This is a genomic window from Microvirga sp. CF3062 (genome assembly GCF_036314045.1).
Lineage (GTDB): Bacteria > Pseudomonadota > Alphaproteobacteria > Rhizobiales > Beijerinckiaceae > Microvirga.
Genome location: NZ_JAYGGN010000002.1, coordinates 375,635 through 399,619, shown reverse-complemented (window position 1 = coordinate 399,619; position 23,985 = coordinate 375,635). Strand labels below are relative to the sequence as shown.

General features: G+C 64.7%; 22 protein-coding genes and 1 tRNA gene. 14 read left to right on the top strand and 9 right to left on the bottom strand.

Annotation, left to right across the window (positions count from 1 at the left end; all coding sequences use genetic code 11):
- The first annotated feature begins 207 nt into the window (after positions 1 to 207).
- The 6 genes from VB618_RS05345 to VB618_RS05320 all read left to right on the top strand — a co-directional run bounded on the left by VB618_RS05345 (position 208) and on the right by VB618_RS05320 (position 6,534).
- Positions 208 to 1,803, top strand: a complete 1,596-nt coding sequence (locus VB618_RS05345; RefSeq protein WP_329795535.1) for an ABC transporter substrate-binding protein — start codon at positions 208 to 210, stop codon at positions 1,801 to 1,803.
- A gap of 97 nt (positions 1,804 to 1,900) precedes the next feature.
- Positions 1,901 to 2,869 (top strand): ABC transporter permease, encoded by a 969-nt coding sequence (locus VB618_RS05340; RefSeq protein WP_442931695.1) that lies wholly within the window; start codon positions 1,901 to 1,903, stop codon positions 2,867 to 2,869.
- A gap of 1 nt (position 2,870) precedes the next feature.
- Entirely contained in the window at positions 2,871 to 3,809 is a 939-nt protein-coding gene (locus VB618_RS05335) for an ABC transporter permease (RefSeq protein WP_329795534.1), read from the top strand.
- Positions 3,806 to 4,642 (top strand): ABC transporter ATP-binding protein, encoded by an 837-nt coding sequence (locus VB618_RS05330; RefSeq protein ID WP_329795533.1) that lies wholly within the window; start codon positions 3,806 to 3,808, stop codon positions 4,640 to 4,642. The genes VB618_RS05335 and VB618_RS05330 overlap by 4 nt, the downstream gene beginning before the upstream one ends.
- Before the next feature lie 8 nt (positions 4,643 to 4,650).
- Entirely contained in the window at positions 4,651 to 5,430 is a 780-nt protein-coding gene (locus VB618_RS05325) for an ABC transporter ATP-binding protein (RefSeq protein ID WP_329795532.1), read from the top strand.
- A gap of 36 nt (positions 5,431 to 5,466) precedes the next feature.
- The gene (locus VB618_RS05320) at positions 5,467 to 6,534 is read left to right on the top strand and encodes a dipeptidase (protein ID WP_329795530.1); all 1,068 of its coding nucleotides are present in this window, start codon (positions 5,467 to 5,469) and stop codon (positions 6,532 to 6,534) included.
- 131 nt (positions 6,535 to 6,665) lie between these two features.
- Here the strand turns inward: VB618_RS05320 and VB618_RS05315 are convergent, their stop codons facing one another.
- The 4 genes from VB618_RS05315 to VB618_RS05300 form a co-directional block, all read right to left on the bottom strand.
- Positions 6,666 to 7,505, bottom strand: a complete 840-nt coding sequence (locus tag VB618_RS05315) for an ABC transporter permease (RefSeq protein ID WP_329795528.1) — start codon at positions 7,503 to 7,505, stop codon at positions 6,666 to 6,668.
- A 4-nt stretch (positions 7,506 to 7,509) separates the two neighbouring features.
- Positions 7,510 to 8,379, bottom strand: coding sequence for an ABC transporter permease (locus VB618_RS05310; protein ID WP_329795527.1), 870 nt, complete (start codon positions 8,377 to 8,379; stop codon positions 7,510 to 7,512).
- Positions 8,376 to 9,461 carry an ABC transporter ATP-binding protein gene (locus VB618_RS05305; RefSeq protein WP_329795526.1) on the bottom strand — a complete coding sequence of 362 codons (1,086 nt, stop codon included), beginning with the start codon at positions 9,459 to 9,461 and terminating at the stop codon, positions 8,376 to 8,378. The genes VB618_RS05310 and VB618_RS05305 overlap by 4 nt, the downstream gene beginning before the upstream one ends.
- Before the next feature lie 64 nt (positions 9,462 to 9,525).
- The gene (locus VB618_RS05300; RefSeq protein WP_329795524.1) at positions 9,526 to 10,599 is read right to left on the bottom strand and encodes an extracellular solute-binding protein; all 1,074 of its coding nucleotides are present in this window, start codon (positions 10,597 to 10,599) and stop codon (positions 9,526 to 9,528) included.
- Positions 10,600 to 10,769: 170 nt separating this feature from the next.
- Between VB618_RS05300 and pip the strand changes: the two genes are divergently transcribed.
- On the top strand, positions 10,770 to 11,714 hold the full coding sequence (pip, locus tag VB618_RS05295) for a prolyl aminopeptidase (protein ID WP_329795522.1): 945 nt from the start codon (positions 10,770 to 10,772) through the stop codon (positions 11,712 to 11,714).
- Between the two features lie 241 nt (positions 11,715 to 11,955).
- On the opposite strand, the gene VB618_RS05290 is transcribed toward pip, so the two are convergent.
- On the bottom strand, positions 11,956 to 12,741 hold the full coding sequence (locus VB618_RS05290) for a 3-hydroxybutyrate dehydrogenase (RefSeq protein WP_329795520.1): 786 nt from the start codon (positions 12,739 to 12,741) through the stop codon (positions 11,956 to 11,958).
- 222 nt (positions 12,742 to 12,963) lie between these two features.
- On the opposite strand from VB618_RS05290, the gene pxpB reads away from it, so the two are divergent.
- Together pxpB and VB618_RS05280 are read left to right on the top strand one after the other, a co-directional pair.
- Entirely contained in the window at positions 12,964 to 13,683 is a 720-nt protein-coding gene (gene pxpB / locus VB618_RS05285) for a 5-oxoprolinase subunit PxpB (RefSeq protein ID WP_329795518.1), read from the top strand.
- Complete coding sequence (locus VB618_RS05280) at positions 13,680 to 14,705, top strand: biotin-dependent carboxyltransferase family protein (RefSeq protein ID WP_329795516.1); 1,026 nt, start codon at positions 13,680 to 13,682, stop codon at positions 14,703 to 14,705. Before pxpB ends, VB618_RS05280 begins: the two co-directional genes overlap by 4 nt.
- A 32-nt stretch (positions 14,706 to 14,737) precedes the next feature.
- Here VB618_RS05280 and VB618_RS05275 read toward each other — a convergent pair whose 3' ends face one another.
- From VB618_RS05275 to VB618_RS05265, 3 genes are all read right to left on the bottom strand, one after another.
- Positions 14,738 to 16,939, bottom strand: a complete 2,202-nt coding sequence (locus tag VB618_RS05275; RefSeq protein ID WP_329795515.1) for a malate synthase G — start codon at positions 16,937 to 16,939, stop codon at positions 14,738 to 14,740.
- A gap of 152 nt (positions 16,940 to 17,091) precedes the next feature.
- A tRNA-Ala gene (locus VB618_RS05270) sits at positions 17,092 to 17,167 on the bottom strand.
- Between the two features lie 81 nt (positions 17,168 to 17,248).
- Entirely contained in the window at positions 17,249 to 17,635 is a 387-nt protein-coding gene (locus tag VB618_RS05265; protein WP_329795514.1) for a TIGR02300 family protein, read from the bottom strand.
- A gap of 177 nt (positions 17,636 to 17,812) precedes the next feature.
- On the opposite strand from VB618_RS05265, the gene aroA reads away from it, so the two are divergent.
- The 5 genes from aroA to VB618_RS05240 all read left to right on the top strand — a co-directional run bounded on the left by aroA (position 17,813) and on the right by VB618_RS05240 (position 21,429).
- Entirely contained in the window at positions 17,813 to 19,162 is a 1,350-nt protein-coding gene (aroA, locus tag VB618_RS05260; RefSeq protein WP_329795513.1) for a 3-phosphoshikimate 1-carboxyvinyltransferase, read from the top strand.
- Positions 19,163 to 19,170: 8 nt separating this feature from the next.
- Positions 19,171 to 19,794, top strand: a complete 624-nt coding sequence (gene cmk, locus VB618_RS05255; protein ID WP_329795512.1) for a (d)CMP kinase — start codon at positions 19,171 to 19,173, stop codon at positions 19,792 to 19,794.
- A gap of 89 nt (positions 19,795 to 19,883) precedes the next feature.
- Complete coding sequence (locus VB618_RS05250) at positions 19,884 to 20,687, top strand: DUF1194 domain-containing protein (protein WP_329795511.1); 804 nt, start codon at positions 19,884 to 19,886, stop codon at positions 20,685 to 20,687.
- 12 nt (positions 20,688 to 20,699) lie between these two features.
- A complete protein-coding gene (locus VB618_RS05245; RefSeq protein WP_329795510.1) occupies positions 20,700 to 21,077 on the top strand; it encodes a methylglyoxal synthase in 378 nt (125 codons plus the stop codon).
- Between the two features lie 61 nt (positions 21,078 to 21,138).
- Complete coding sequence (locus tag VB618_RS05240) at positions 21,139 to 21,429, top strand: hypothetical protein (RefSeq protein ID WP_329795509.1); 291 nt, start codon at positions 21,139 to 21,141, stop codon at positions 21,427 to 21,429.
- Between the two features lie 62 nt (positions 21,430 to 21,491).
- On the opposite strand, the gene hrpB is transcribed toward VB618_RS05240, so the two are convergent.
- Entirely contained in the window at positions 21,492 to 23,957 is a 2,466-nt protein-coding gene (gene hrpB / locus VB618_RS05235) for an ATP-dependent helicase HrpB (RefSeq protein ID WP_329795508.1), read from the bottom strand.
- Positions 23,958 to 23,985 lie beyond the last annotated feature (28 nt).

The following is a 23,985-nucleotide window of genomic DNA, read 5'->3' as shown; positions in this document are numbered from 1 at the left end:
TCATCCGAGAAAGAGGATTGAGGAGCCTTTGCCACAGTTTGCCGCTTCAGGCCAACCCGGACTCCTGCACGGCCTTTGGGCAAGCTGGACGAACGCCATTCACAGTTTGCCAGTTTAAAACCAGTTGCTAGACTCGACAGAACCTGTGTGATTTGCATTCATACGGGCGCACAAGAAGCGCACCCAGCGCTGCAAGGGAACTGGCCTATGAAAAGTCTTCCGAAAATTATCCTATCTGCTGCCATGGTCACCGTGATGGCGACCTCCTTCGCTGCCGTTCAGGCAGCCACGCCAGCCGACACCCTCGTCCAGGCCTGGCAGAGCGACGACATCATCTCGCTCGACCCCGCCGAGGTGTTCGAGTTCAGCGCCTCCGAGATCATCGGCAACACCTATGAGCGCCTGATCTCCTACGACATCAAGGACGTGTCCAAGATCTCCGGACAGGTCGCCGAGTCCTGGACCGTCTCCCCGGACGGCAAGACCTTCACGTTCAAGATCAAGCCGAACAAGAAGTTCGCCTCGGGCAGCCCCATCACCGCCGAGGACGTGGTCTATTCGCTCCACCGGGCCGTGTCGCTCGACAAGTCGCCCGCCTTCATCCTCGGCCAGTTCGGCCTGACGAAGGACAACGTGAAGGACAAGGTCAAGCAGACCGGCCCGCTTGAGATGACCTTTGAGGTCGACAAGGCCTATGCGCCGACCCTGGTGCTCTACTGCCTCGGCAACTCGGTTGCGTCGATCGTCGAGAAGAAGGTTCTCGTCCAGAACGAGAAGGACGGCGACTACGGCTATAACTGGCTCAAGACCAAGTATGCCGGCTCCGGCCCCTATATCATGCGCGACTGGAAGGCCAACGAGGTCCTCGTTCTCGAGCGCAACCCGAACTACGAGAAGCCGGCACCGCTTGCCCGCGTGATCTTCCGCCATATCAAGGAGACCGCAAGCCAGCGCCTGCTGCTCGAGAAGGGCGACATCGACGTGGCTCGCAGCCTGAACCCGGAAGAGATCGCCGCGGTGTCCAAGAACCCGGACATCAAGATCCAGAGCGGCCCGAAGGGAACGGTCTATTATCTCGGCCTGAACCAGAAGAACCCGAACCTGGCCAAGCCCGAGGTTCGGCAGGCCCTGAAGTACCTCGTCGACTACCAGGCGATCGCCGACACGATCATGAAGAACAAGGGCGACGTTCACCAGAACTTCCTGCCCAAGGGCTATCTTGGCGCCGAGGCCTCCAACCCCTACAAGCTCGACGTCGCCAAGGCGAAGGAACTCCTCGCCAAGGCTGGCCTGAAGGACGGCTTCTCGGTCACGATGGATACCCGTTCCACCGCCGAGATCACCGGCGTTGCCCAGGCGATGCAGCAGACCTTCGCTCAGGCCGGCATCAAGCTGGAAATCCTGCCGATGGACTCCAAGCAGGCCCTGACCAAGTACCGCGCCCGCCAGCACGACATCTATATCGGCAACTGGGGCTCGGATTATCAGGACCCGAACTCCAATGCCGATACCTTCGCGGCGAATGACGACAACTCGGACAATGCGAAGGCCAAGCCCCTTGCCTGGCGCAATGCCTGGGATCCGGGTGCACTGACCGCCAAGACCCGCGCTGCCGTGATGGAGCGTGATGGCGAAAAGCGCGCGCAGATGTACAAGGAACTGCAGAAGTCGGTTTCCGACGACGGCCCGTTCGTGATCTTCCTGCAGCAGACGGAAGTCGCCGCCGTGCGCAAGAACGTGGACAACTTCATCCTCGGCCCGTCCTTCAGCGACAACGACGTCTCCCAAGCGAAGAAGAACTGACGCTTCAATGGTTTCAGCAGTCATGAACCGGGGCGGAGGGCACGCAAGTGCTCTCCGCTCCTCCCTTAAGAACGTCGCCCAGTTCGTCATCGTCCTGATGACGACGCTCCTCGGCCTTGCCGCCGTCACCTTCTTCATCGGCCGCGTCGTCCCCATCGACCCTGTGATCGCCATCGTGGGCGACCGGGCTCCTGCGCAGGTTTACGAACGCGTCCGCCAGGAACTCGGCCTCGATCTGCCTCTCATTCAGCAGTTCTGGATCTATCTGAAGAAGGCCGTCACCGGCGATTTCGGCAACTCGGTTCTCACCACCAATCCGGTGATGACCGATATCGCCAATACGTTTCCCGCGACGCTGGAACTTGCCACCCTCGGCACTCTCATCGGCGTCATCATCGGCATCCCGCTCGGCATCCTCGCCGCCGTCAAACGCGGCAGCTTCATCGACCAGTTCGTACGTGTGCTGGGCCTTGCCGGCTACTCCATTCCGATTTTCTGGCTTGGCCTCATGGGCCTGCTGGTCTTCTATGCCAAGCTCGGCTGGGTGGCAGGGCCGGGCCGCATCGACGTGACCTATTCGTATCTCTACACGCCGGTCACCAACATCGTGCTTCTCGATACGGCCATGCAGGGACAGTGGGATGCGTTCTGGAACGCAGTGTCCCATGTGATCCTGCCTGCCTGCCTGCTCGGCTATTTTTCGTTGGCTTATATCAGCCGCATGACGCGCTCGTTCATGCTCAACGAGCTGGCGCAGGAATACGTGATCGCAGCACGCGTAAAAGGCCTGTCCGAGATGCGTGTGATCTGGCGCCATGCCCTGCGCAATGCAGCCGTCCCGCTTGTGACCGTGATCGCCTTGTCCTATGCCAACCTGCTCGAAGGCTCCGTGCTCACCGAGACGATCTTCGCGTGGCCGGGTCTGGGCCAGTACATCACCAATTCGCTGCAAAACGCGGACATGAACGCGGTGCTCGGCGGAACCCTGGTGATCGGGACCGTCTTCGTGCTGCTCAATCTCGTCTCCGACCTGCTCTACCGCTTGCTCGATCCGAGGACCCGCTGATATGACCGGCGCCCCTCTCCCACTGGCTTCCGAGCCTTCCGGTATGCGTGCCTGGCTGCTCTCCGCAGAGCCGCATTCCCGCTGGCAGGCACGGCTCGGCCGCTTCTATCTCGGCTGGCGCGCCTTCTCCCGGAATCCGCTCGCTGTCGTTGGTCTCGGCATTGTCCTGCTGCTGATCCTCATGGCGATCTTCGCCGATGTCATCGCGCCCTACTCGCCGGTCGCCGGCGGGGACCTGCGCACGCAGCGTCTCCTGCCGCCGAGCGAAACCTACTGGTTCGGCACGGACGATCAGGCTCGCGACATCTTCTCCCGGGTGATCCATGGCTCACGCATCACGCTCTTCGTAGTCGTGCTGGTGGCCCTGATCGCAACCCCCATCGGGCTTCTGGTCGGCACCGTCTCCGGCTATCTCGGCGGATGGGTCGACACGGTGCTGATGCGCATCACCGACATCTTCCTGGCCTTCCCGCGCCTCATCCTGGCGCTCGCCTTCGTGGCGGCCTTGGGCCCAGGCATCGAGAACGCCATCATCGCGATCGCGATCACCTCCTGGCCGCCTTACGCCCGTATCGCGCGCGCCGAGACGATGATGATCCGCAACAGCGATTTCATCGCGGCCGTGAAGCTCCAGGGCGCGTCCACGCCGCGCATCATTCTGGGCCATGTGGTGCCGCTGTGCCTGTCCTCGCTGATCGTGCGCGTGACGCTCGACATGGCCGGCATCATCCTCACGGCGGCGGGCCTCGGCTTCCTCGGCCTCGGCGCGCAGCCGCCGATGCCCGAATGGGGCGCCATGGTGGCCACGGGCCGCAACTACCTCATCGACCAATGGTGGGTCGCCGCCATGCCGGGCATCGCGATCTTCGTGGTGAGCCTCGGCTTCAACCTGCTTGGCGACGGCCTGCGCGACGTTCTCGATCCGAAGGCCGCCAAATGACGAAGCCGCTTCTCGACGTCGAAGATCTGCGCGTCCGTTTTCACCTCCGCACCGGCATTGTGGAAGCGGTGCGCGGCGTGTCCTTCCAGCTCGGCCGCGAACGCCTCGGCATCGTGGGCGAGTCGGGCTCCGGCAAATCGCAGACGGGCCGCGCCATTCTCGGGCTTACACCGCCGCCCGGCGAGGTGACGGCCAAGCGCCTTGCCTTCGACGGTATCAACCTGCAAACCGCCTCGAAGCGCACGCTGCGAACCCTGCGCGGCGGACGCATCAGCATGGTCATGCAGGACCCGAAATATTCGCTCAACCCGGTCATGACCATCGGCGAGCAGATCATCGAGGCCTACCGAGCTCATGTGAGGGCCAGCAAGGCGGAGGCCCGCGACAAGGCGCTGGCCATGCTGGAAGCCGTGAAGATGCGCGATCCCGGTCGCGTCTTCGCGCTCTACCCGCACGAGGTCTCCGGCGGCATGGGGCAGCGCGCCATGATCGCCATGATGCTCGTGACCGACCCCGACCTGCTCATTGCCGACGAGCCGACCTCGGCGCTCGACGTGACGGTCTCGATGGAGGTGCTGCGCATCCTCGACGAGCTTGTTTCGGAGCGCGGCATGGGCCTGATCTTCATCTCGCACGATCTCAAGCTTGTCTCCTCCTTCTGCGACCGGGTGCTGGTGATGTATGCCGGCCGCGTGGTCGAGGAGCTGGAAGCGAAGAATCTGCGGGAGGCCAAGCACCCCTATACGCAGGGCCTCATGCGCTGCCTGCCGATGCTCGCGGACGACGTTCGTCCGCTGCCCACCCTGAACCGCGATCCCGCATGGGCGCTGTGACAGATTCGATGATCGATATACAGAACCTCCAAGTCGTTTATGGAACGGGCCGCCTCCGGGTCGATGCGGCCAAGAACGTGAGCTTCCATGTGGAGCCCGGCGCTGCCTATGGGCTCGTGGGCGAATCCGGCTCCGGCAAGTCGACCGTGCTGCGCGCCATCTGCGGCCTTGCGCCGATCACCAGCGGCCGTGTGGTCGTGGAGGGCAAGGAAGTCACCTCGCCACGAGGCAAGGCCTTCTATCGCACGGTCCAGATGGTCTTTCAGGACCCTTATGCCTCGCTGCATCCGCGTCACACGGTTGACCGTACGCTCTCCGAGCCCCTCGCAATCCATGGCGAGAAGGATGCGGAGGCGCGCATCCTTCAGGCTCTGCGCGAGGTGGGCCTCGGCCCCTCCTTCCGCTTTCGCTATCCCCACCAGCTCTCCGGCGGCCAGCGCCAGCGCATCGCCATCGCCCGCGCGCTGATCCTGCGGCCGAAAGTGCTGCTCCTCGACGAGCCGACCTCCGCGCTCGACGCCTCCGTGCAGGCCGAGATCCTGAATCTGCTCGACGACCTGCGCCGGCGCTTAGGGTTGACCTATATCCTGGTCAGCCACGACCTCGCAGTGGTTGCCCATCTGTGCGAGCGCCTGCTCGTCATGCGCAACGGCGAGGCCGTGGAGGAAACGGCTTCGGCAGCCCTGCGTTCGGGTGCAGCCTCGAACGATTATACGCAGGCCCTGATCCAGGCGAGCCAGGGCTTCACGCGGGTTGCGCCGCAACCGGTCCGGGCTCCTGCCGCATAACTACTCATTTTCCGCCAACCATTTTGATGTGAAACCATGTCCCGTTCTTCTCTGATGCCTGTCTTCGATGGTCACAACGACGTATTGCTGCGCCTGATGCGCGGCAAGATTCAACCCGAGCAGGCTTTCCTGGAAGGCGATGATATCGGCCACCTTGATTGGCCGCGCATGAAGCAGGGTGGCTTCGTCGGCGGGTTCTTCGCCGTATATGTGCCGTCCGAGAGCGTGGGCATCGATGTGAATGAGCTGATGACTCACTCCCAATACGATGTGCCCCTCTCCTCCCCGTTGGCGCTCCCGACCAGCCAGCAGGTGACGGCGCACATGGCCGCGCTCCTGATCCGCATCGAGCGCGCCTCGAAGGGCGAGGTGAAGATCTGCCGCACTACGGCCGACATCCGTCACTGCATCGACACCGGCAAGCTCGCGGCGATCCTGCACATCGAGGGTGCGGAAGGGATCGATCCCGATCTCTACATGCTCGACGTGCTCTACGAGAGCGGCCTGCGCTCCATCGGTCCGGTCTGGAGCCGCCCGAACATCTTCGGCCACGGCGTGCCGTTCCGCTATCCTTCGACGCCCGACACAGGGCCGGGCCTCACTGATCGCGGCATCGAGCTGGTGCGCACCTGCAACCGCCTCAAGATCATGATTGATCTATCGCACCTGAACGAGAAGGGCTTCTGGGATGTGGCGCGCCTCTCGGACGCACCCCTCGTCGCTACCCATTCCAATGCTTGGGAGATCTGCAAACACTCGCGCAACCTGACCGACAAGCAGCTCGGCGCGATCCGCGAGAGCCGCGGCATGGTGGGCGTGAACTTCGCCACCTCCTTCATCCGCCCCGACGGAATGCGCAACGACGATACACCGCTGGAAGAGATGATCCGCCACATGGATCACCTGATCGAGCACGTGGGCGTGGACGGCGTCGGCTTCGGCTCGGACTTCGACGGCGCAACCATCCCGGCTGAGATCGGCGACGTGCGCGGCCTGCCCCGCCTCGTCGACGCCATGCGCCGCCACGGTTACGACGAGGCGACCCTGCGAAAGCTCTGCTACGAGAACTGGGTGAACGTTCTGGAGCGCACCTGGGGATGGTGATCGCTTCGGAAGCTCGGCGCTCCTTCTTCCGTCATGGCCGGGCTTGTCCCGGCCATCTCGTTTTGAAGAGTGCGGCGCCTTTCCAATCGAGATCACCGGCACAAGGCCGGTGATGACGTGTGACGGGTAACTTACCGCTCCGTCTTCGACGTGAGCGCAAACACGCTTGCGATGCCGCCAACGCCGAGCATGAGCAGCAGGCTGACCGCGTTGATGGCCGGCGATGCGCCTTCGCGCATCTGGCCATACATGGCGATCGGCAGCGGCGCCTCGGAGCCCACGAGCATCAGGGTCGTGTTGAAGTTCTCGAAGGACATGAGCAGCGCCACGAGCCCGGCGCCGATAAGCGCGGGGCGCAAGAACGGCAGCGTGACGGTGCGCAGAACCCGGGCGCGGCTGGCGCCGAGATCGAAGGCGGCTTCCTCCAGCGAGCGGTCGAACTTGCGCAGGCGCGCTGCGATGATGAGCGTCGCGATGGTGAGGATGAAGGAGAGCTGCCCCAGCACCACAAGCGACAGACCGGGGCGTAGAAGATCGAGATCGGTCTGAAGCCAGTCTTCGAGCCCGTTCGCCACGCGCGAGAAGAAGGCCAGGATCGAGATGCCGAGCACCACGCCGGGGATAACGAGCGGCCAGAGCATCATCATGGCCACGAAGGTCTTGCCGCGAAACTCGGCACGCTCCAGCACCCAGGCATTGACCGTGCCGAGGAGCACGGCCAGCAGCGCCACCGGAATGGCGACCTTGAAGCTGTTGCCGATGCTCTCGAGCCAGATCGGATCCATCAGCACGCCGGGCTTGCCGACGACCGCGCCGGAACCGGTGAACCATTCGAGCGTAAAGCCGCGCCAGGGCGGCGACGGGAACGGGCTCGCGTTGAAGGCGAAGATCGCCACGACCAGCAGCGGCGCGAACAGGAACAGGTAGAACGCCGCGATGTAAAATTTCCAGGCGAGGGACGGACGGTTCATGACGTCATGCCTGCTTCAGGGTGGTGCCGAGGCTCTGGCCCGTCAGGCGCAGACCCAGCCACACGATGGCCGAGGACAGCAGCAGGAGCAGCATGCCGAAGGCGGCACCCTGGGGCCAGTTAAAGCGCGTGATGAACTGGGCGTAGATCTGCTCGGTGAACCACAGCCCGTTCTTGCCGCCGAGCAGCACCGGCGTGGCGAAATTGCCGATTGTGAGCATGAACACGATGATCGAGCCCGCCACGATGCCGGGCATGGCGTGGGGAATGACGATCCGGCGCAGCACGGTCCAGCGGCTGCCGCCGAGATCGTATCCGGCCTCGACGACGGCGGGCTCCAGGCTTTCCAGCGCATTAGCGAGCGGCACGATCATGAAGAGAAGCCCTCCATAGACGAGGCCGAGGATCACCGCGCCGTCATTGTAGAGAAGCTCGACCGGCTGGTTTGCGAGACCGATGGAGCGCAGTGCATAGGAGATCACGCCGGTCTCGCGCAGCAGGATCATCCAGCCGAGCGTGCGCACCAGCTCCGACACCCAGAACGGCAGCAGGCAGAGCAGCAGCAGCATGGCCTTGAGGCGGCCTTGAGCCACGCGGGCGATGTAGAGGGCGATGGGAAAGGCGAGCACGAGGGTGAGCGCCGTGACCAGGATCGACATGAAGGCGGTGCGCGCGAAGGTGCGCCAGTAGAGCGGCTCGGTGAAGAATTCGAGATAATTGCCGAAGCCGAAGGCATAGACCCGCGGCGCCACACGCTCGCTGAAGGAGAGGACGAGGATCTCCACATGCGGCAGCACGATGAGCAGCCCGAGCCACAGGATCGCAGGAGCGAGCAGCAGGAAGAGCGTGAGGCGCTGCGCGGGCTTCGCAATCATGCGGCGAACACCTTCATGGAATCCGCCGTCCAGCCCAGATGCACCGGCGCGCCAACCTCGATGCCGGCGAGCGGACCAACTTGCGGCAGCACGGCACGGATCGGCTGCTCGAAGCCGGTCGTGTCGATGAGAAGGCTCGAAGCGGCGCCATCAAATAGCACGGCTGAAATTCGTCCTTCGAAGCGGTTGGGGAGATTGCCAAGCGATGCGGGATCCTGTGCCAGGGCGACAGCCTCGGGACGGATGAAGGCGAGCGCCGCCTTTGCGGCTGCACTCCCCTGCCCCTGCACCACGGCTCCGGATGAAAGCCGCACAGCAATCGCGCCATTGGAAGCCTGTGCCGCCTCGCCCTGCAACCGGTTCGTCTCGCCGACGAAGCTCGCCACGAACGGCGTTGCCGGGTTGTGGTAGAGTTCGCGCGGGCTTCCCACCTGCTCGAACCGGCCCTGGTTCATCACCGCGATGCGGTCTGACATGACGAGCGCTTCGGACTGGTCATGCGTGATGTAGGCGAACGTGGTGTTGAACGTGCCCTGCAGCTGCTTGAGCTCGATCTTCATGTGCTCGCGCAGCTTGAGATCGAGGGCGCCCAGCGGCTCGTCGAGGAGCACAAGGGTGGGATCCAGAACGAGACAGCGGGCAATCGCCACGCGCTGCCGCTGGCCGCCCGAGAGCGCCGTCACACGGCGCTCTCCGAAACCTTTGAGGCCCACACGCTCCAGTATGCGGCTCGCGCGCTGCTCGGCGTCTGCGCGGGACACGCCGCGGCAGGTCAGCCCATAGGCCACGTTCTCGCCGACGGTCATCATAGGAAAGAGTGCTAGGCTCTGGAATACCATGTTGACCGGGCGCCTGTTGGCCGGAACGCCGATCATCGATTTCCCGCGTATGCGGATGTCGCCTGAGGTCGGATGCTCGAACCCCGCGATCATGCGCATCAGGGTGGTCTTGCCGCAGCCGGAAGGGCCAAGGATCGAGAAGAACTCGCCGGGGGCGACGCTGAAACTTACGTCGTCGACGGCGGCATGCGAGCCGAAGCGCTTGGTGACGTTGACGATGTCGAGATCGGTCGAAGAGGCCATGACGCTGCCGATACAAAGAGTCGTCCCCCGGAAGCCGGGGGACGACGAACCATTACGATGAGGTTTACGAACCGGCCTTCAGGCGGTCGAGAACCTTGCCCTCGATCTCTTCGAGGCCCGCCGGCACTGCCGGGTACCACCGGATGCTGTCGATGGCCGCCTTCGGGAAGCTCTCGGCGAACTGATCCTTCAGCTTGCCCTGCATGAGCTTGTCGGCGCCGTTCGAGGCCGTGAAGTTGCCGGCGGCAGCCGCGACCTTCGCGGCAATTTCCGGACGCATGTTGAAGTTGATCCACTTGTATGCGGCATCGTCATTGCGGCCCTTGGCGGGGATCGCGAAGGTGTCGACCCAGCCGAGCGCGCCGGACTTCGGCGCGATGAACTTCATGTCCGGGTTTTCGGCGTTGAGCTTCCATCCGCCTGTATCCCAGGCCATGGCGGCAGCGACCTCGCCGGAGCGCACCGCATTGAGGAGCTGATCCGAGCCCTCCCAGAAGAACTTCACGTTCTTCTTGCACTCGGCGAGCTTGGCGCCGACCTTGTCCATCAGGGCCGCATAGGCCTTTGCATCGCCATAGGCCGCGAAGGGATCCATGCCGTTGGCGAAGGCGAAGGCGATCAGCGCGGGGCGCTTGGCGCGGAAGCTGGTCTTGCCGGCCAGAGCCGGATCGCAGAGATCGTTGTAATCCGCCACCTTGGACGCGACCTTGGTGTTCACGACCAGGCCATCCGTGCCCCAGATATGGGGAACGCCGTAGACCTTGCCCTCAGTGGTGGTGTTCTTCTTGGTGGCCTCGAGCATGGAGGCGATGAACTGGTCGGACTTGAGCTTGGACAGATCGAGCGGCTTGTAGATGCCGAACTCGGCCTGCGGGCCGGCGATGCGGTCCTGGCTCGGCTGGGCGAGATCGAAGCCTGCGCCTTGCGTTGCGCGCAGCTTGGAGATCATCTCCTCGTTGTTCGAGGTCGTCACTTCGACCTCGATCCCGGTTTCCTTCGTGAACTGCGCCACGACATCGGCCGGCGCATAGCCCGACCAGGTCAGGAGCCGCAGCTTCTCGGCGGCTTCCGCCGATCCGACGACCATGAGAGCGGCAAGGGCGGTTGCCAGCTTCAAGCTGGCGCGTTTCGTCAACATTATCGTCCTCCAGTGTGGTTGGGCTTTTACCCATGTTCCCCAGTTGCAAAACTATATGACAGTTGAACGACGCGCTAGGGGTTTGAAAGCCGGCTTAAGAATCAATGGCCATGCTGACAGGAGCCGCTCCCCCGGCTATGGATGAGCTCCCTCTGCAGGAGCCCTCAGCCATGCGCAGTTTCTACCCCGAAATAGAGCCCTATGATCACGGCATGCTCGATGTCGGCGACGGACACCGGGTCTATTGGGAATTGTGCGGCAATCCGCAGGGAAAGCCCGTGGTCTTCCTGCATGGCGGCCCGGGCGGCGGCTGCACGCCGACCCAGCGCAGGCTCTTCGATCCGGAGAAGTACCGCATCCTGCTGTTCGATCAGCGCGGCTGCGGACGCTCCACGCCCTATGCAAGTCTAGAGGCCAACACTACCTGGCATCTCGTGGCCGATATCGAGCGGCTGCGCACAATGATCGGTGTGGACAAGTGGATGGTGTTCGGCGGCTCGTGGGGCTCGACCCTGGCGCTCGCCTATGCCGAGACGCACCCTGAGCGCGTCACCGAACTCGTTCTGCGTGGGATCTTCACCTTACGTCGCTCGGAGCTGCTCTGGTACTACCAGGAAGGCGCCTCGTGGATCTTCCCCGACAAATGGGAAGGCTTCCTCGCGCCGATCCCGGAGGCGGAGCGCGGCGACATGATGGCGGCCTACCGCAAGCGCCTGATCGATCCGGATCCGGCCGTGCAGGCCAAAGCCGCGCGGGCCTGGAGCCTGTGGGAGGGCGAGACGATCACGCTGCTGCACAATCAGGAATACAGTGACCAGTTCGGCGACGAGCACTACGCCATCGCCTTTGCGCGGATCGAGAACCACTACTTCGTCAACGAGGGCTGGTTCGAGGACGGACAGCTCATCCGCAACGCCCATAGGCTGAAAGGCATCCCGGGCGTGATCATCCAGGGCCGCTACGACATGGCCACGCCGCCCAAGACCGCGTGGGACCTGCACAAGGCCTGGCCCGAGGCGCAGTTCATCATGGTGCCGGATGCGGGCCACGCGGTGAGCGAGCCCGGCATCACGCATCATCTCATCGAAGCGACGGACGCGTTCGCGAGGGGGTGAGGCTTCCCGTCATCCTGGACGGAGCGCAGCGGAGATCCGGGATCGTAAGACCAGGATGACGCTGTCTTCACCTCTCCTTGTGGGAGAGGTCGCGCCGGAGGCGCGGGTGAGGGGTTACAGGTCTATTCGGACAGGACACTCACCCCTCACCCCAACCCTCTCCCTCAGGGAGAGGGAGTGCGCTTTATCCTGCTCACGATCCCGGATCGGCTTCGCCGTCCGGGATGACGGTCAGAAAAAATTACTTCGCCGTCCAGCCGCCATCCATCGACAGGTTGGCGCCGGACATCTGACTTGCGGCGTCCGAGCACAGGAACACGGCGAGCCCCGCCACCTGATCGACGGTGACGAACTGCTTGGTGGGCTGGGCCTCGAGAAGCACGTCGTTGATCACCTGTTCCTTGGTCAATCCGCGCGCCTTCATGGTGTCGGGAATCTGCCGCTCCACGAGCGGCGTCCAGACATAGCCGGGGCTGATGCAGTTCACCGTAATGCCGTGAGTCGCTACCTCCAGAGCCACCGTCTTGGTGAGACCCGCAATGCCGTGCTTGGCCGCCACATAGGCTGACTTGAACGGCGAGGCCACGAGGGAATGGGCCGAGGCCGTGTTGATGATGCGACCCCACTTGCGCGCCTTCATGCCCGGCACGGCGGCGCGGATGGCGTGGAAGGCCGACGTGAGATTGATGGCGATGATCTGGTCCCACTTCTCGACCGGAAAGTCCTCCACCGGCGAGACGAACTGGATGCCTGCATTGTTGACCAGAATGTCGACGCTGCCGAAGGTGCGCTCGCCGAGCCGGACCATCTCCTCGATCTCGTCGCTTTTCAGCATGTTGGCCGGTGAATAGACCGCCTTGACGCCGAACTCGCTCTCGATCCCCGCACGGGTCTTCTCGATCTCGGCCTCGTCACCCAATCCATTGAGGACGATGTTGGCGCCTTCCTTGGCGAGCGCGCGGGCAATGGCCAGGCCGATGCCGCTGGTCGAGCCGGTGACGACAGCTGTCTTCGATGTCAAGGTCATGGTCTTCTCCGCTTGGGCCTGGGCTCAGGCATCACATGGCAGGTGGAATAGCACAAAGGACGAGTTGGAGGAGAGCCTAGCAAAAAGGAGCATGAGAGACAGGTGCCCCACACCACCTCGCCCATGTGCCGGGCGCATGTCCCTTTCGCCTTACCCACCGTTGTCTGGCAGGCGCCGATATGAGATGGATCGGATGCCTTTCGACAACGCGATGGGGGCGTGGTGCCAACACCAAAGATTCTTCCCTGCGGCGACAGCGCCCTGACGGTCGAGTTCGGGAGCACGATCGACCCCGCCCTCAACGCCATGGTCCTGGCTCTCGACGAGATCGTCCGCGCCCGCGCTCCTGCCGGGCTGATCGAGACGGTGCCGACCTATCGCTCTCTGACCATCCAGTTCGATCCGGCGGCGACCAACTACGATGCTCTTGTGAAGCTCCTCGATGAGGAGACGAAGGATCTCGCGCCCCGCCATGCGGTGGGCCGTCGCTGGCGCGTGCCGGTGGTCTATGGCGGCGAATATGGGAGCGACCTGGAGGAGGTGGCAGGGATCCATGGCCTGACACTCACCCAGGTGATCGACATCCATTCGTCGGCGATCTACCGCATCTATATGATCGGCTTCCTGCCGGGCTTCACCTATCTCGGCGGCCTCGACAAGCGGATCGCCACGTCGCGCAGGCTTCATCCTCGGGCAAAAATTCCCGCCGGCACCATCATGATCGGCGGCGAGCAGGCCGGTATCGCGCCGATGGACATGCCGAGCGGCTGGCACAATCTCGGCCTGACGCCTGTTAGGCCCTACGCACCGGAGCGCGATCCGGTTTTCCTGTTCGCGGCCGGCGATGAGATCGTCTTCGAACCCGTCGATGCCTCGCGCTGGGACGCGATGGAGAAGGCCGTGCAGGCCGGCGAGCCGGTGGCCGAGGAGGTTCGCCCATGATCGACCTCGTGGTGAAATCCTGCGGCCCCATGACCGCCCTGCAGGATCGCGGCCGCATCGGCTATCAGGGCTTCGGCGTCTCGCCCTCCGGCGCCATGGATCGTCGCGCCTTGGCGATGGCGAATGCGCTCGTCGGCAATCCTCCTGACACGGGAGCGATCGAGTTCGTCAATCTCGGCGGCGCCTTCACTGCTGAGGGCGGCGATCTGCACCTGGCCATCGCCGGTGCGGGTGCGTCCGTCAGCATCGACGGCACGCCTGTCCCGCCTCTGACCTCCTTCGTGCTGAAGGAAGGCCAAGCCTTAGAGGTCGGACATCCGCGCACCGGCACCTTCGCTTATCTGGCGGTGGCAGGCGGCCCCGCGGTCGAGCCGCAGCTGGGAAGCCTGTCGTTCCATCTGCGCTCCCGCCTCGGCGGCCTGAAAGGGGCGCCGCTCCAGGCAGGGAACCGCCTGCCCTGTCGGCCCGAGGCTCAGGCGGGTGAGCCGATGCAGCTGAGTGTGGACGTTCTTGAGGAGACCGGCCCTCTTCGGGTCATGCTGGGGCCGCAGGACGATTACTTCACGCCGGAAAGCATTTGTTTGCTTCTGGAAAGTGAATTCACCATCAGCCCGCAGGCCGACCGGATGGGCTTTCAGCTCACCGGCCCCAAGCTCGAGCATGCCAAGGGCTTCAACATCGTGTCGGACGGGATCGTCGACGGCCATATCCAGGTGCCGGGCAGCGGCCAGCCCATCGTGCTGATGCGCGACCGCCAGACGGCGGGCGGTTATCCAAAGATCGCCACCGTAATCAGCGCCGATCTCTCCCGTTTCGCGCAGATGCGTCCAGGCACAAAGGTGCGCTTCAAGGCTGTGGAGCGGGATGAGGCTGTGGCGGCTGCGCGACAGCTGAAGGATTGGATCACGTCGCTGCCGACGCATCTCACTCCCGTGCGCTACAGTCTGACGACGGAGCATCTTCTCAGTCGTAACCTGATCGGCGGCACGGTCGATGCGCTCTCTCCTGTATCGCACGACTGAAAAGGGCGCCGTCATTTCGGCGCCCTTCCCTTTTACTGCGTTCTGACGCCGCTCTCGTCGATGCGATCCGGTGCACCAGCGGCCTTCGCCTCGCGGCGACGCTCGTGCAGCACGTATTCGGTGTAGCCGTTGGGCTGCTCCGCGCCCTTGAAGACTAGGTCACAGGCGGCCTGGAAGGCAGGACCTTTGAAGTCAGGCGCCATCTGTCGGTAGAGCGGATCGCCGGCATTCTGCCTGTCCACCACTTCGGCCATGCGGCGCAGGGTCTGCATAACTTGATCCTGGCCGACGATGCCGTGGTGCAGCCAGTTGGCGAGGTGCTGGCTCGAGATGCGCAAGGTGGCGCGGTCTTCCATCAGACCGACATCGTGGATGTCTGGCACCTTCGAGCAGCCGACGCCCTGGTCGATCCAGCGCACCACATAGCCGAGAATGCCCTGGCAGTTGTTGTCGAGCTCCTGCTGCACGGCATCGGGTGCCCAGTTGGACTGCGACACCGGGATGGTCAGGATGTCCGAGAGCTTGGCACGGGAACGCGTCTTTAGCTCCTCCTGACGCGCCGGCACGCTCACCTGATGGTAGTGCAGCGCATGCAGCGTCGCGGCGGTGGGCGACGGCACCCAGGCGGTGGTGGCGCCGGCCTGCGGGTGGCCGATCTTCTGGGTGAGCATGTCGGCCATCTTGTCGGGCGCGGCCCACATGCCCTTGCCGATCTGTGCCTTGCCGGGCAGGCCGCAGAGCATGCCCACATCCACGTTGTTGTCCTCGTAGGCCTTGATCCACGCGGTCGACTTCATGTCGTTCTTGCGGATCATGGGGCCTGCTTCCATCGAGGTATGGATCTCGTCGCCCGTGCGGTCGAGGAAGCCCGTGTTGATGAACACGATACGCTCGGCCGCCGCATGGATGCAGGCCTTGAGGTTGACGGAGGTGCGCCGCTCCTCGTCCATGATGCCCATCTTGAGGGTGTTGCGGGGAAGATCCAGCATGCTCTCGACGGCGGCGAAGAGATCGTTGGCGAACGCCACCTCGTCCGGCCCGTGCATCTTGGGCTTCACGATATAGACCGAGCCCGCGCGGCTGTTGCGCAAGGAGCCCGCCCCTTTCAGATCGTGAATGGCGATGAGCGAGGTGATGGCCGCATCGAGGATGGTCTCAGGAATCTCCTCGCCGTTCTCGTCCAGCACCGCATCGGTGAACATGTGGTGGCCCACATTGCGCACCAGCATGAGGCTGCGTCCATGCAGAAAAATCTCGCCGCCATTCACGCTCGTATAGACCCGGTCCGGGTTGAGACGGCGCTCGACAATACGCCCACCCTTCTCGAAGCTCTCGACAAGGTCGCCCTTCATCAGCCCAAGCCAGGTGCGATAGACCTCGACCTTGTCGTCCGCATCGACGGCGGCGACCGAGTCTTCCAGGTCCATGATGGTGGAGACTGCCGATTCCATCACCACGTCGGCGATGCCTGCCGGGTCCTCGGCGCCGATGGCATGCGAGCGGTCGATCCGGATGTCGAGATGCAGGTTGTTGCGGCGAAGCAGCACGGATGAGGGACTTGCCGCGTCGCCTTGGTAGCCGACGAACTGGGCCGGGTCGGCAAGGCCTGTCTCGGTGCCATCCCGAAGCGTGACGATGAGGGCAGTGCCCTGGATCGTGTAGGACGCCGCATCCCTGTGGCTGCCGCCTGCCAGGGGCGCCGCCTGGTCCAACACCTCGCGGGCGCGGGCCACGACCTTGGCGCCGCGAGCCTTGTTGTAGCCGCCCGAGCGGGTGGCATTACCCTCCTCCGGAATGGCATCGGTGCCGTAGAGGGCGTCATAGAGGCTGCCCCAGCGGGCATTGGCGGCGTTCAGCGCATAGCGGGCGTTCGACACCGGCACCACGAGCTGCGGGCCGGCAATGCGGGCGATCTCGTCGTCCACGTTCTGCGTCCGGACCGCAAAATCCTCAGGCTCCGGCAGCACGTAGCCGATCTCGCGCAGGAACTGCTCGTAGCCAGCCTGATCGAAGGCTTGGCCCTTCCTGGCGCGGTGATACTCATCGATCTGCGCCTGGAGCTTGTCGCGGATGGCAAGCAGTTCGCGGTCGCGCGGGGCGAACTCCTTCACGAGGCCGGCCAGCCCCTTCCAGAAGGCATCCGCCGATACGCCGGTATAGGCCACCGCCTCCCGCTCGATGAATTCATGAAGAACCGGGGCGACCTGGAGGCCGTTCGTCTGGATGCGCGTCATCGTTCCCGCTTTCGGTGGATTTGAAGATCCTGCCCTTAGCTTAAGGCGGGGAGACTAAAAATGAAGATGAGCGCCCTTTCCATGAGACGAAGGGCGGAGAAAAGAATGCCGCCAACAAAAAAGCCGCCCGAAGGCGGCCTCTTGGAAAGATTTGGTGGAGCCAGGCGGGATCGAACCGCCGACCTCTTGCATGCCATGCAAGCGCTCTCCCAGCTGAGCTATGGCCCCATCCGATCCGCGGTGTGTGGGGTACCGCGGTGGTTTCTTTTGAAATCGGAGGCGTCTCTATAGTCGCCTCCGATCCGAGGTTCAAGCCTCTTCGTCGTCTTCCAGATCGCTGTCGATCAGGTCGGACACGTCGTCGTCGCCCTCTTCCTCGTCCTCGAGGAAGGTGTCGTCATCGGCAACGTCGTCGGCTACGTCGACGTCGTCATCGACCGGGACGTCCTTCTCGTTCTCGTCAGCTTCGACCTCGTCGAGGGAGACCATCTCCGGCCCGGCCACCTCGAGTTCGGTCTCATCGTCGTCGACCACGGCAGCGGCGCGGGCCGCCACGGGAGCGGCAACCCGGGTCAGGGCAGTTGCCTGGAACACGGTGCCGCATTTCGGACAGACGGCCGGGTCCTTGTTGAGATCGTAGAATTTCGCGCCGCAGCTCATGCACTGGCGCTTCAAGCCGAGTTCCGGTTTGGCCACGGGTGATTGCCTTTGGAAGTGGACGGTTGGGAAGGCTCCGTTAGTCGGCAGGGCATGGCTTGTCAAATAGGAAATTGCAGCGGCAAGGGCCGAGCTTGATCCAGCTTGCGCGTGACGGCGGGAAAACCCCGTGTTAGGAGCCCGCCCTGACGAGAAGGCTCGAGGAACTTAAACACGATGTCGCACGCGCACGGAACGCCGTCCCCGGTCGCCAGCCGGTCCGGAACGCCCCTGAAAGGGCGAATCCGCGTTCCCGGCGACAAGTCGATCTCCCACCGCTCCATGATCTTCGGGCTCCTCTCCATCGGCGAAACCCGGGTGGAGGGCCTGCTGGAGGGGGACGATGTGCTGCGCACGGCCGAGGCCTGCCGGGCGCTCGGCGCCACCATCACCCGCGAGGGTCCGGGCCGCTGGCGGGTCATTGGCGTCGGCATCGGCGGGCTGACCGAGCCCAGGGACATTCTCGATTTCGGCAATGCGGGCACCGGTTCGCGCCTCATGATGGGCGTGGCCGGCAGCCACCCGATCACCTCGACCTTCGACGGCGACGCCTCCCTGAGAAAGCGCCCCATGCGGCGCATTCTCGACCCGTTGGCGAAGATGGGCGTGACCGTGGTGAGCGAAGCCGAGGGCGGGCGGGTGCCCCTGACCCTGCGCGGCCCCCGCGAGACGCTTCCCATCACCTACGAGACGCCCGCCGCCTCGGCCCAGATCAAGTCGGCCATCCTGCTTGCCGGCCTCAACTCGCCGGGTCGGACCACGGTCATCGAGCGCGAAGCGACCCGCGACCATACGGAGCGGATGCTGCGCCATTTCGGGGCGAGCGTGGAGGTTGCTCCCCACGGCACTGATGGCCGCGCCATCACCCTGCAGGGCCAGCCGGAGCTGCGCGGCACGGACATCGTGGTGCCGACCGACCCCTCTTCCGCTGCCTTCCCCCTGGTGGCGGCCCTGATCACCCCAGGCTCTGACGTGGTGCTCGAGGGTGTGATGATGAATCCGCTCCGCACCGGCCTCATCACCACGCTGATCGAGATGGGCGCTGCAATCGAGCGCCTGAACGAGCGCGACGAGGGCGGCGAGACGGTGGCGGACCTGCGCGTCCGGCACAGCCGCCTCACCGGCGTGATCGTTCCCCACGCCCGCGCCCCGGCCATGATCGACGAATACCCGATCCTGGCGGTCGCGGCCTCCTTCGCCGAAGGCACGACCCGGATGCAGGGCTTGCATGAGCTTCGCGTCAAGGAATCCGACCGCTTGGCAGCCGTGGCGGCTGGTCTCAAGGAAGCTGGCGTCACGTATGAGATCGAAGGCGACGACCTGATCGTCCATGGCTCCAAGGGCAAGGTTCGGGGCGGCGGCCATCCGGTAGCAACCCATCTCGACCACCGCATCGCCATGGCGTTCCTGGTCATGGGGCTGGCGAGCCAGGAGCCGATGACCGTGGATGACGGCGCCATGATCGCCACGAGCTTTCCCACCTTCATCCCGCTCATGCGGGAGCTCGGCGCCACGATCCAGGATTGATCCCGCCCATGATCATCGCCATCGACGGCCCAGCGGCTTCCGGCAAGGGCACCCTGGGCAAGCGCCTCGCGGAGCATTATGGCTTCGCCCATCTGGACACCGGCCTGCTCTACCGGGCGGTCGCCCGTGTGCTCATGGACCGGGACGTGCCCCTCGCCGACAGGGATGCGGCCGCCGAGGTGGCGCAGAACCTGGACGTCTCGCACCTGGACGACGATTCCCGTCTCAGGGGCGCCGCCATGGGCGAAGCCGCCTCGGTGGTGTCTGCCTATCAGCCGGTGCGCGACGCGCTGCTGGCCTTCCAGCGCCAGTTCAGCGGGCAGAATCCGGGCGCCGTGCTCGACGGGCGGGACATCGGCACCGTGGTCTGCCCGGGCGCGGACGTGAAACTCTTCATCACGGCGGCTCCCGAGGAGCGGGCACGGCGCCGCCACCTCGAACTGCTGCGGCGCGGCGAGCAGGCGGAATACGAGACGATCCTCGACGACATCCGCCGCCGGGACGAGCGCGACATGAACCGCAGCACCGCCCCGCTCAAGGCCGCCGCCGATGCGGCGACCCTCGATACGACGCATCTCGACCCCGATGCTGCCTTCCAGGCGGCCCTTATAATCGTGGGTAAGCATTCTTAAGCTCCCCTCTGGTCCAAGAGCAGCCTTGCCTTAGTTCCAGAAGCTGGCACACTTTTCCGACCAATCCGGCTCCCGCACAGGAGACTCCGATGGTTTGTTCCGGCTTTACCCGCCTTGCCGCAGCGCTCGTCTGCCTGTGGGGGCTGCTTGCCCTCCCGGCTCAGGCCCAGACCGACACCGAGGTCGATCTCGCCCTCGTGGTCGCGGTGGACATCTCCTTTTCCATGGATACGGACGAGCAGGCCCTGCAGCGGGAAGGCTTTGCCCAGGCCTTCCGCTCCAAGCTCGTCCACGACGCAATCCGGGGCGGCATGCTGGGCCGGATCGCCGTAACCTACATGGAATGGGCGGGGTCCCCGGATCAGAAGGTGATCATCCCCTGGACGGTGCTCGACAACTCCGAGAGCCTGATGGCCTTCGCGGACAGGATCGCCTCCACGCCGCTTAGGCGGGCGCAGCGGACCTCGATCTCCAGCGCCATCGACTTCAGCGTAAAGCTCCTGGAGGAAAGCGGCCTCAACGCGACACGGCAGGTTATCGACGTGTCGGGCGACGGGCCCAACAACCAGGGACGACTGGTGATCGAAGCTCGCGATGCGGCGCTCGCCAAGGGCATCACCATCAACGGGCTGCCGATCATGCTGCGCCAGCCCGGCTACCTCGACATCCCGGACCTCGACGTCTATTACAAGGATTGCGTGATCGGCGGCCAGGGCGCGTTCACCGTTCCGGTGCGGGAGCGCGACCAGTTCATCGAGGCGATCAAAACCAAGATCCTGCTTGAGATTGCCAACCTGATGCCCGGACAGTCCCTGATCAGCCGCATCCAGTCCCCTCAGCGCACCAACTGCATGGCCGGCGAAATGCAGTGGCGTGACCGCTGGAGCAATTGAGCTGTCTCTCCCATGAAGCAACTGACGCTGGCGCTCGTGGCTCACGACGCCAAGAAGGACGACATGGCCGCGTTCGTGGCCCTGTACGAGAACGATCTGCGCCCCTTCACCCTCTTCGCCACCGGCACCACCGGCACGCGGGTGATGGAGCGTTGCCCCTCGCTGTCCGTCACGCGGCTGAAGAGCGGCCCGCTCGGCGGCGACCAGCAGATCGGCGCGCTGATCGCGGAGGGCAGGATCGACGCCCTGTTCTTCTTCGTCGATCCGCTCTCGCCGCATCCGCATGATGTGGACGTGAAGGCGCTGATGCGCCTCGCCCTCGTGTACGACATTCCGATGGCACTGAACCGCGCCACGGCGGGACGGCTGATCGAGTCCTTCCGGAGCTAGTGCCCAGGCGGCTTTGCATACCGCGTCGATGGATATGCCTTGACCAATTGGAAATGATGAGATGGCCCGACTTTCAGCAGAAGAGCGCAAGCGGCAGTCGCAAGCCCGCAGGGAGGCGAACGAGAAAGAACGCCGCGAGTATTGGGAGATCCTGATTCAGGGAACGCGGGACGGGCACGAGAAGACGCGGCTGCTGTTCGATCAGCGGCAGGAGAACCTCTACCGGCGCCTCGAAGAGCTCGAGCTGAACCTGAGGGACGAAATCCGCGAACATGGACGAACGACCCGGATCTGGCTGGCATCGCTCAGCGTGTCAGTCGTGGTCCTGATCCTCGTCGTTCTATGGTTCTGAGTGGAGGGCGGAGCCCGCCTCCGGATCGCACGACACAACCGTGACGAAAGCAATCTCAGAAATCACGTCCCCCGTGGCTTCGCACGCCGCGTCGGTGGCGCGGTGAGCGGATCCTCCGGCCAGGGATGCTTCGGGTATTGCCCGCGCATGTCGGCCCGCACCGCCGCCCAGGAGCCGCGCCAGAAACCCGGCAGATCGCGGGTGATCTGGATCGGGCGCTGCGCCGGCGAGAGAAGATGCAGGATCAGCGGCACGCGCCCGGCCGCGATGGTTGGGTGCTTGTCGAGGCCGAACAATTCCTGCACCCGCACGGCAAGAACGGGGCCCTCCTCGGCTCCGTAGTCGACAGGGATCTGCGATCCGGTCGGCACCTCGATATGGGTGGGGGCCTCCGCATCGAGACGCCGCTGCAGGTTCCAGGGCAGCAGGCCGCGAAGGGCATCGCTCAACAGATCGGGCCCGATCTCGCCGAGGCTGCTCCTGCCGACGAGATGCGGCGCCAGCCACTCATCCGCCGTGCGCATCAGAGCCTCATCGGTCAGGTCCGGCCATTCCTCGCCCTCGGCTTGGCGCAGAAACATCACGCGCTCGCGCCATTGCGCCAGTGCCTTCGACCAGGGCAGAGCATCAAGCCCCAGCGAGACCATTCCTTCGGCGAGCGCCCGCGCCGCCTCTTCCGTTTGCGGAACCTTCAGGGGCCGCTCGTTCAGCAACAGCGCACCCAGGCGCCGAACTCCCCGCGCCCGCAGAGCCCGCGCCTGCCGGTCGAAAGTGACTTCGTCGCGCTGCTCAATAGTATGGCCGAACAGCGCCTCAATCTCCTCCAGAGAAATGGCTGCCGCGGCCAGAATGCGGGCGGAGGCCGCGCCGCCGGCGATTTCGGCCACGGTCAGATAAGGCTCTTTCGCCAGCCGCTCATGCGCTTCGAGCGAGGCGCCGCGCCCATTGGCAAGGAGATACTCGCCCGGCTTGCCACGGGCCTTGGCGAGGCGGTCGGGATAGGCCAGCGTCAGCAGAGCGCCGATGGAGCGCGGCTCTCCCTTGGCCGAGCCGTTGCTACCTCTGGCCCAACCATCCGCCATGCGCCGCATGTCCTCGGCCCGTTTGGAGCGGTCGCGGCGGAAGCGTTCGACACGCTCCGACAGATCCGCCGCGTCGCCGCCGAGGCCACGCTCGACAAGAACGGCGGCGACATTGGCCGCATCGCGCCCCTGACCGCTCGCGCCGGCAAGCAGCACCATGCGGGCCAATCGCGGCGGCAGCGGCAGGTCGCGCAGGCGGCGCCCCACATCGGTGATGCGCCCGTCGCCATCGAGCGCACCGAGTTCCAGAAGCAGCGTTCTTGCCTCCTTCAGGGCAGGTGCGGGCGGCATATCGAGAAAGGCAAGCGCCGTCGGATCGGCAACACCCCAGGCGGCACAGTCGAGGAGTAAAGGTGCGAGGTCGGCGGATAGAATCTCTGGCCGGCCGAAGGGCTCCAGCGCTCCAGTTGCAGCCTCCTCCCACAGCCGATAGCAGACGCCCGGCTCGGTGCGGCCCGCGCGGCCCCGGCGCTGGTCGGCGGCGGCGCGAGAGACGCGCACGGTTTCCAAACGCGTAAGGCCGATATTCGGCTCATAGACCGGCACGCGGGCAAGGCCTGAATCGATGACCACGCGCACACCCTCGATGGTGAGCGAAGTCTCGGCGATGGAGGTGGCGAGCACCACCTTGCGCCGGCCGGGCTTTGCTGGGCTCACCGCCAGATCCTGCTCGCCGCGCTCAAGCGCGCCATAGAGCGGCGCGATGTCGATTGCGGGATCGGCGATGCGCTCGCGCAGAAGCGTCTCGACCCGGCGGATCTCCCCCTGGCCCGGCAGGAAGACCAGGATGGAGCCGCTCTCAGCGCGAAGTGCGCGCGTCACCGCATCCGCCAGCTGCTCCTCAATACGGCGGTTGGGATCGCGCCCGAGATAGCGCGTTTCAACCGGGTAGGCCCGGCCTTCGGATTCGACCACGGGCGCTTCGCTCAAGAGCTTTGCCACCCGCGCGCCGTCGAGCGTCGCAGACATGACGAGGAGACGAAGGTCTTCGCGCAGGCCTCCCTGCGCATCGAGAGCCAGGGCAAGGCCGAGATCCGCATCGAGGGAGCGCTCGTGAAATTCGTCAAACAGGACGGCTGCGACGCCGTCGAGCGCCGGATCGTCGAGGATCATGCGGGCGAAGACGCCTTCGGTCACCACCTCGATGCGCGTCCTGCGGCTGATCTTGGAGCCCAGGCGCACGCGCAGGCCCACCGTCTCGCCCACTGCTTCGCCGAGCGTCTGCGCCATGCGGGCCGCCGCCGCACGGGCCGCGAGGCGGCGCGGCTCCAGCACAATGATTTTTCCGCCGTTCACCCAAGGCTCGTCGAGCAGAACCAGGGGCACCCGCGTGGTCTTGCCCGCGCCGGGCGGTGCCACGAGGACCGCATTCGGCCGCGCACGCAGGCTCGCCGTCAGGTCGCCGAGGACAGCATCGATGGGCAGGGAGGTGTCGAACGAACGCATGCCGCCTGATGGCTCAAGCCGTTGAAGA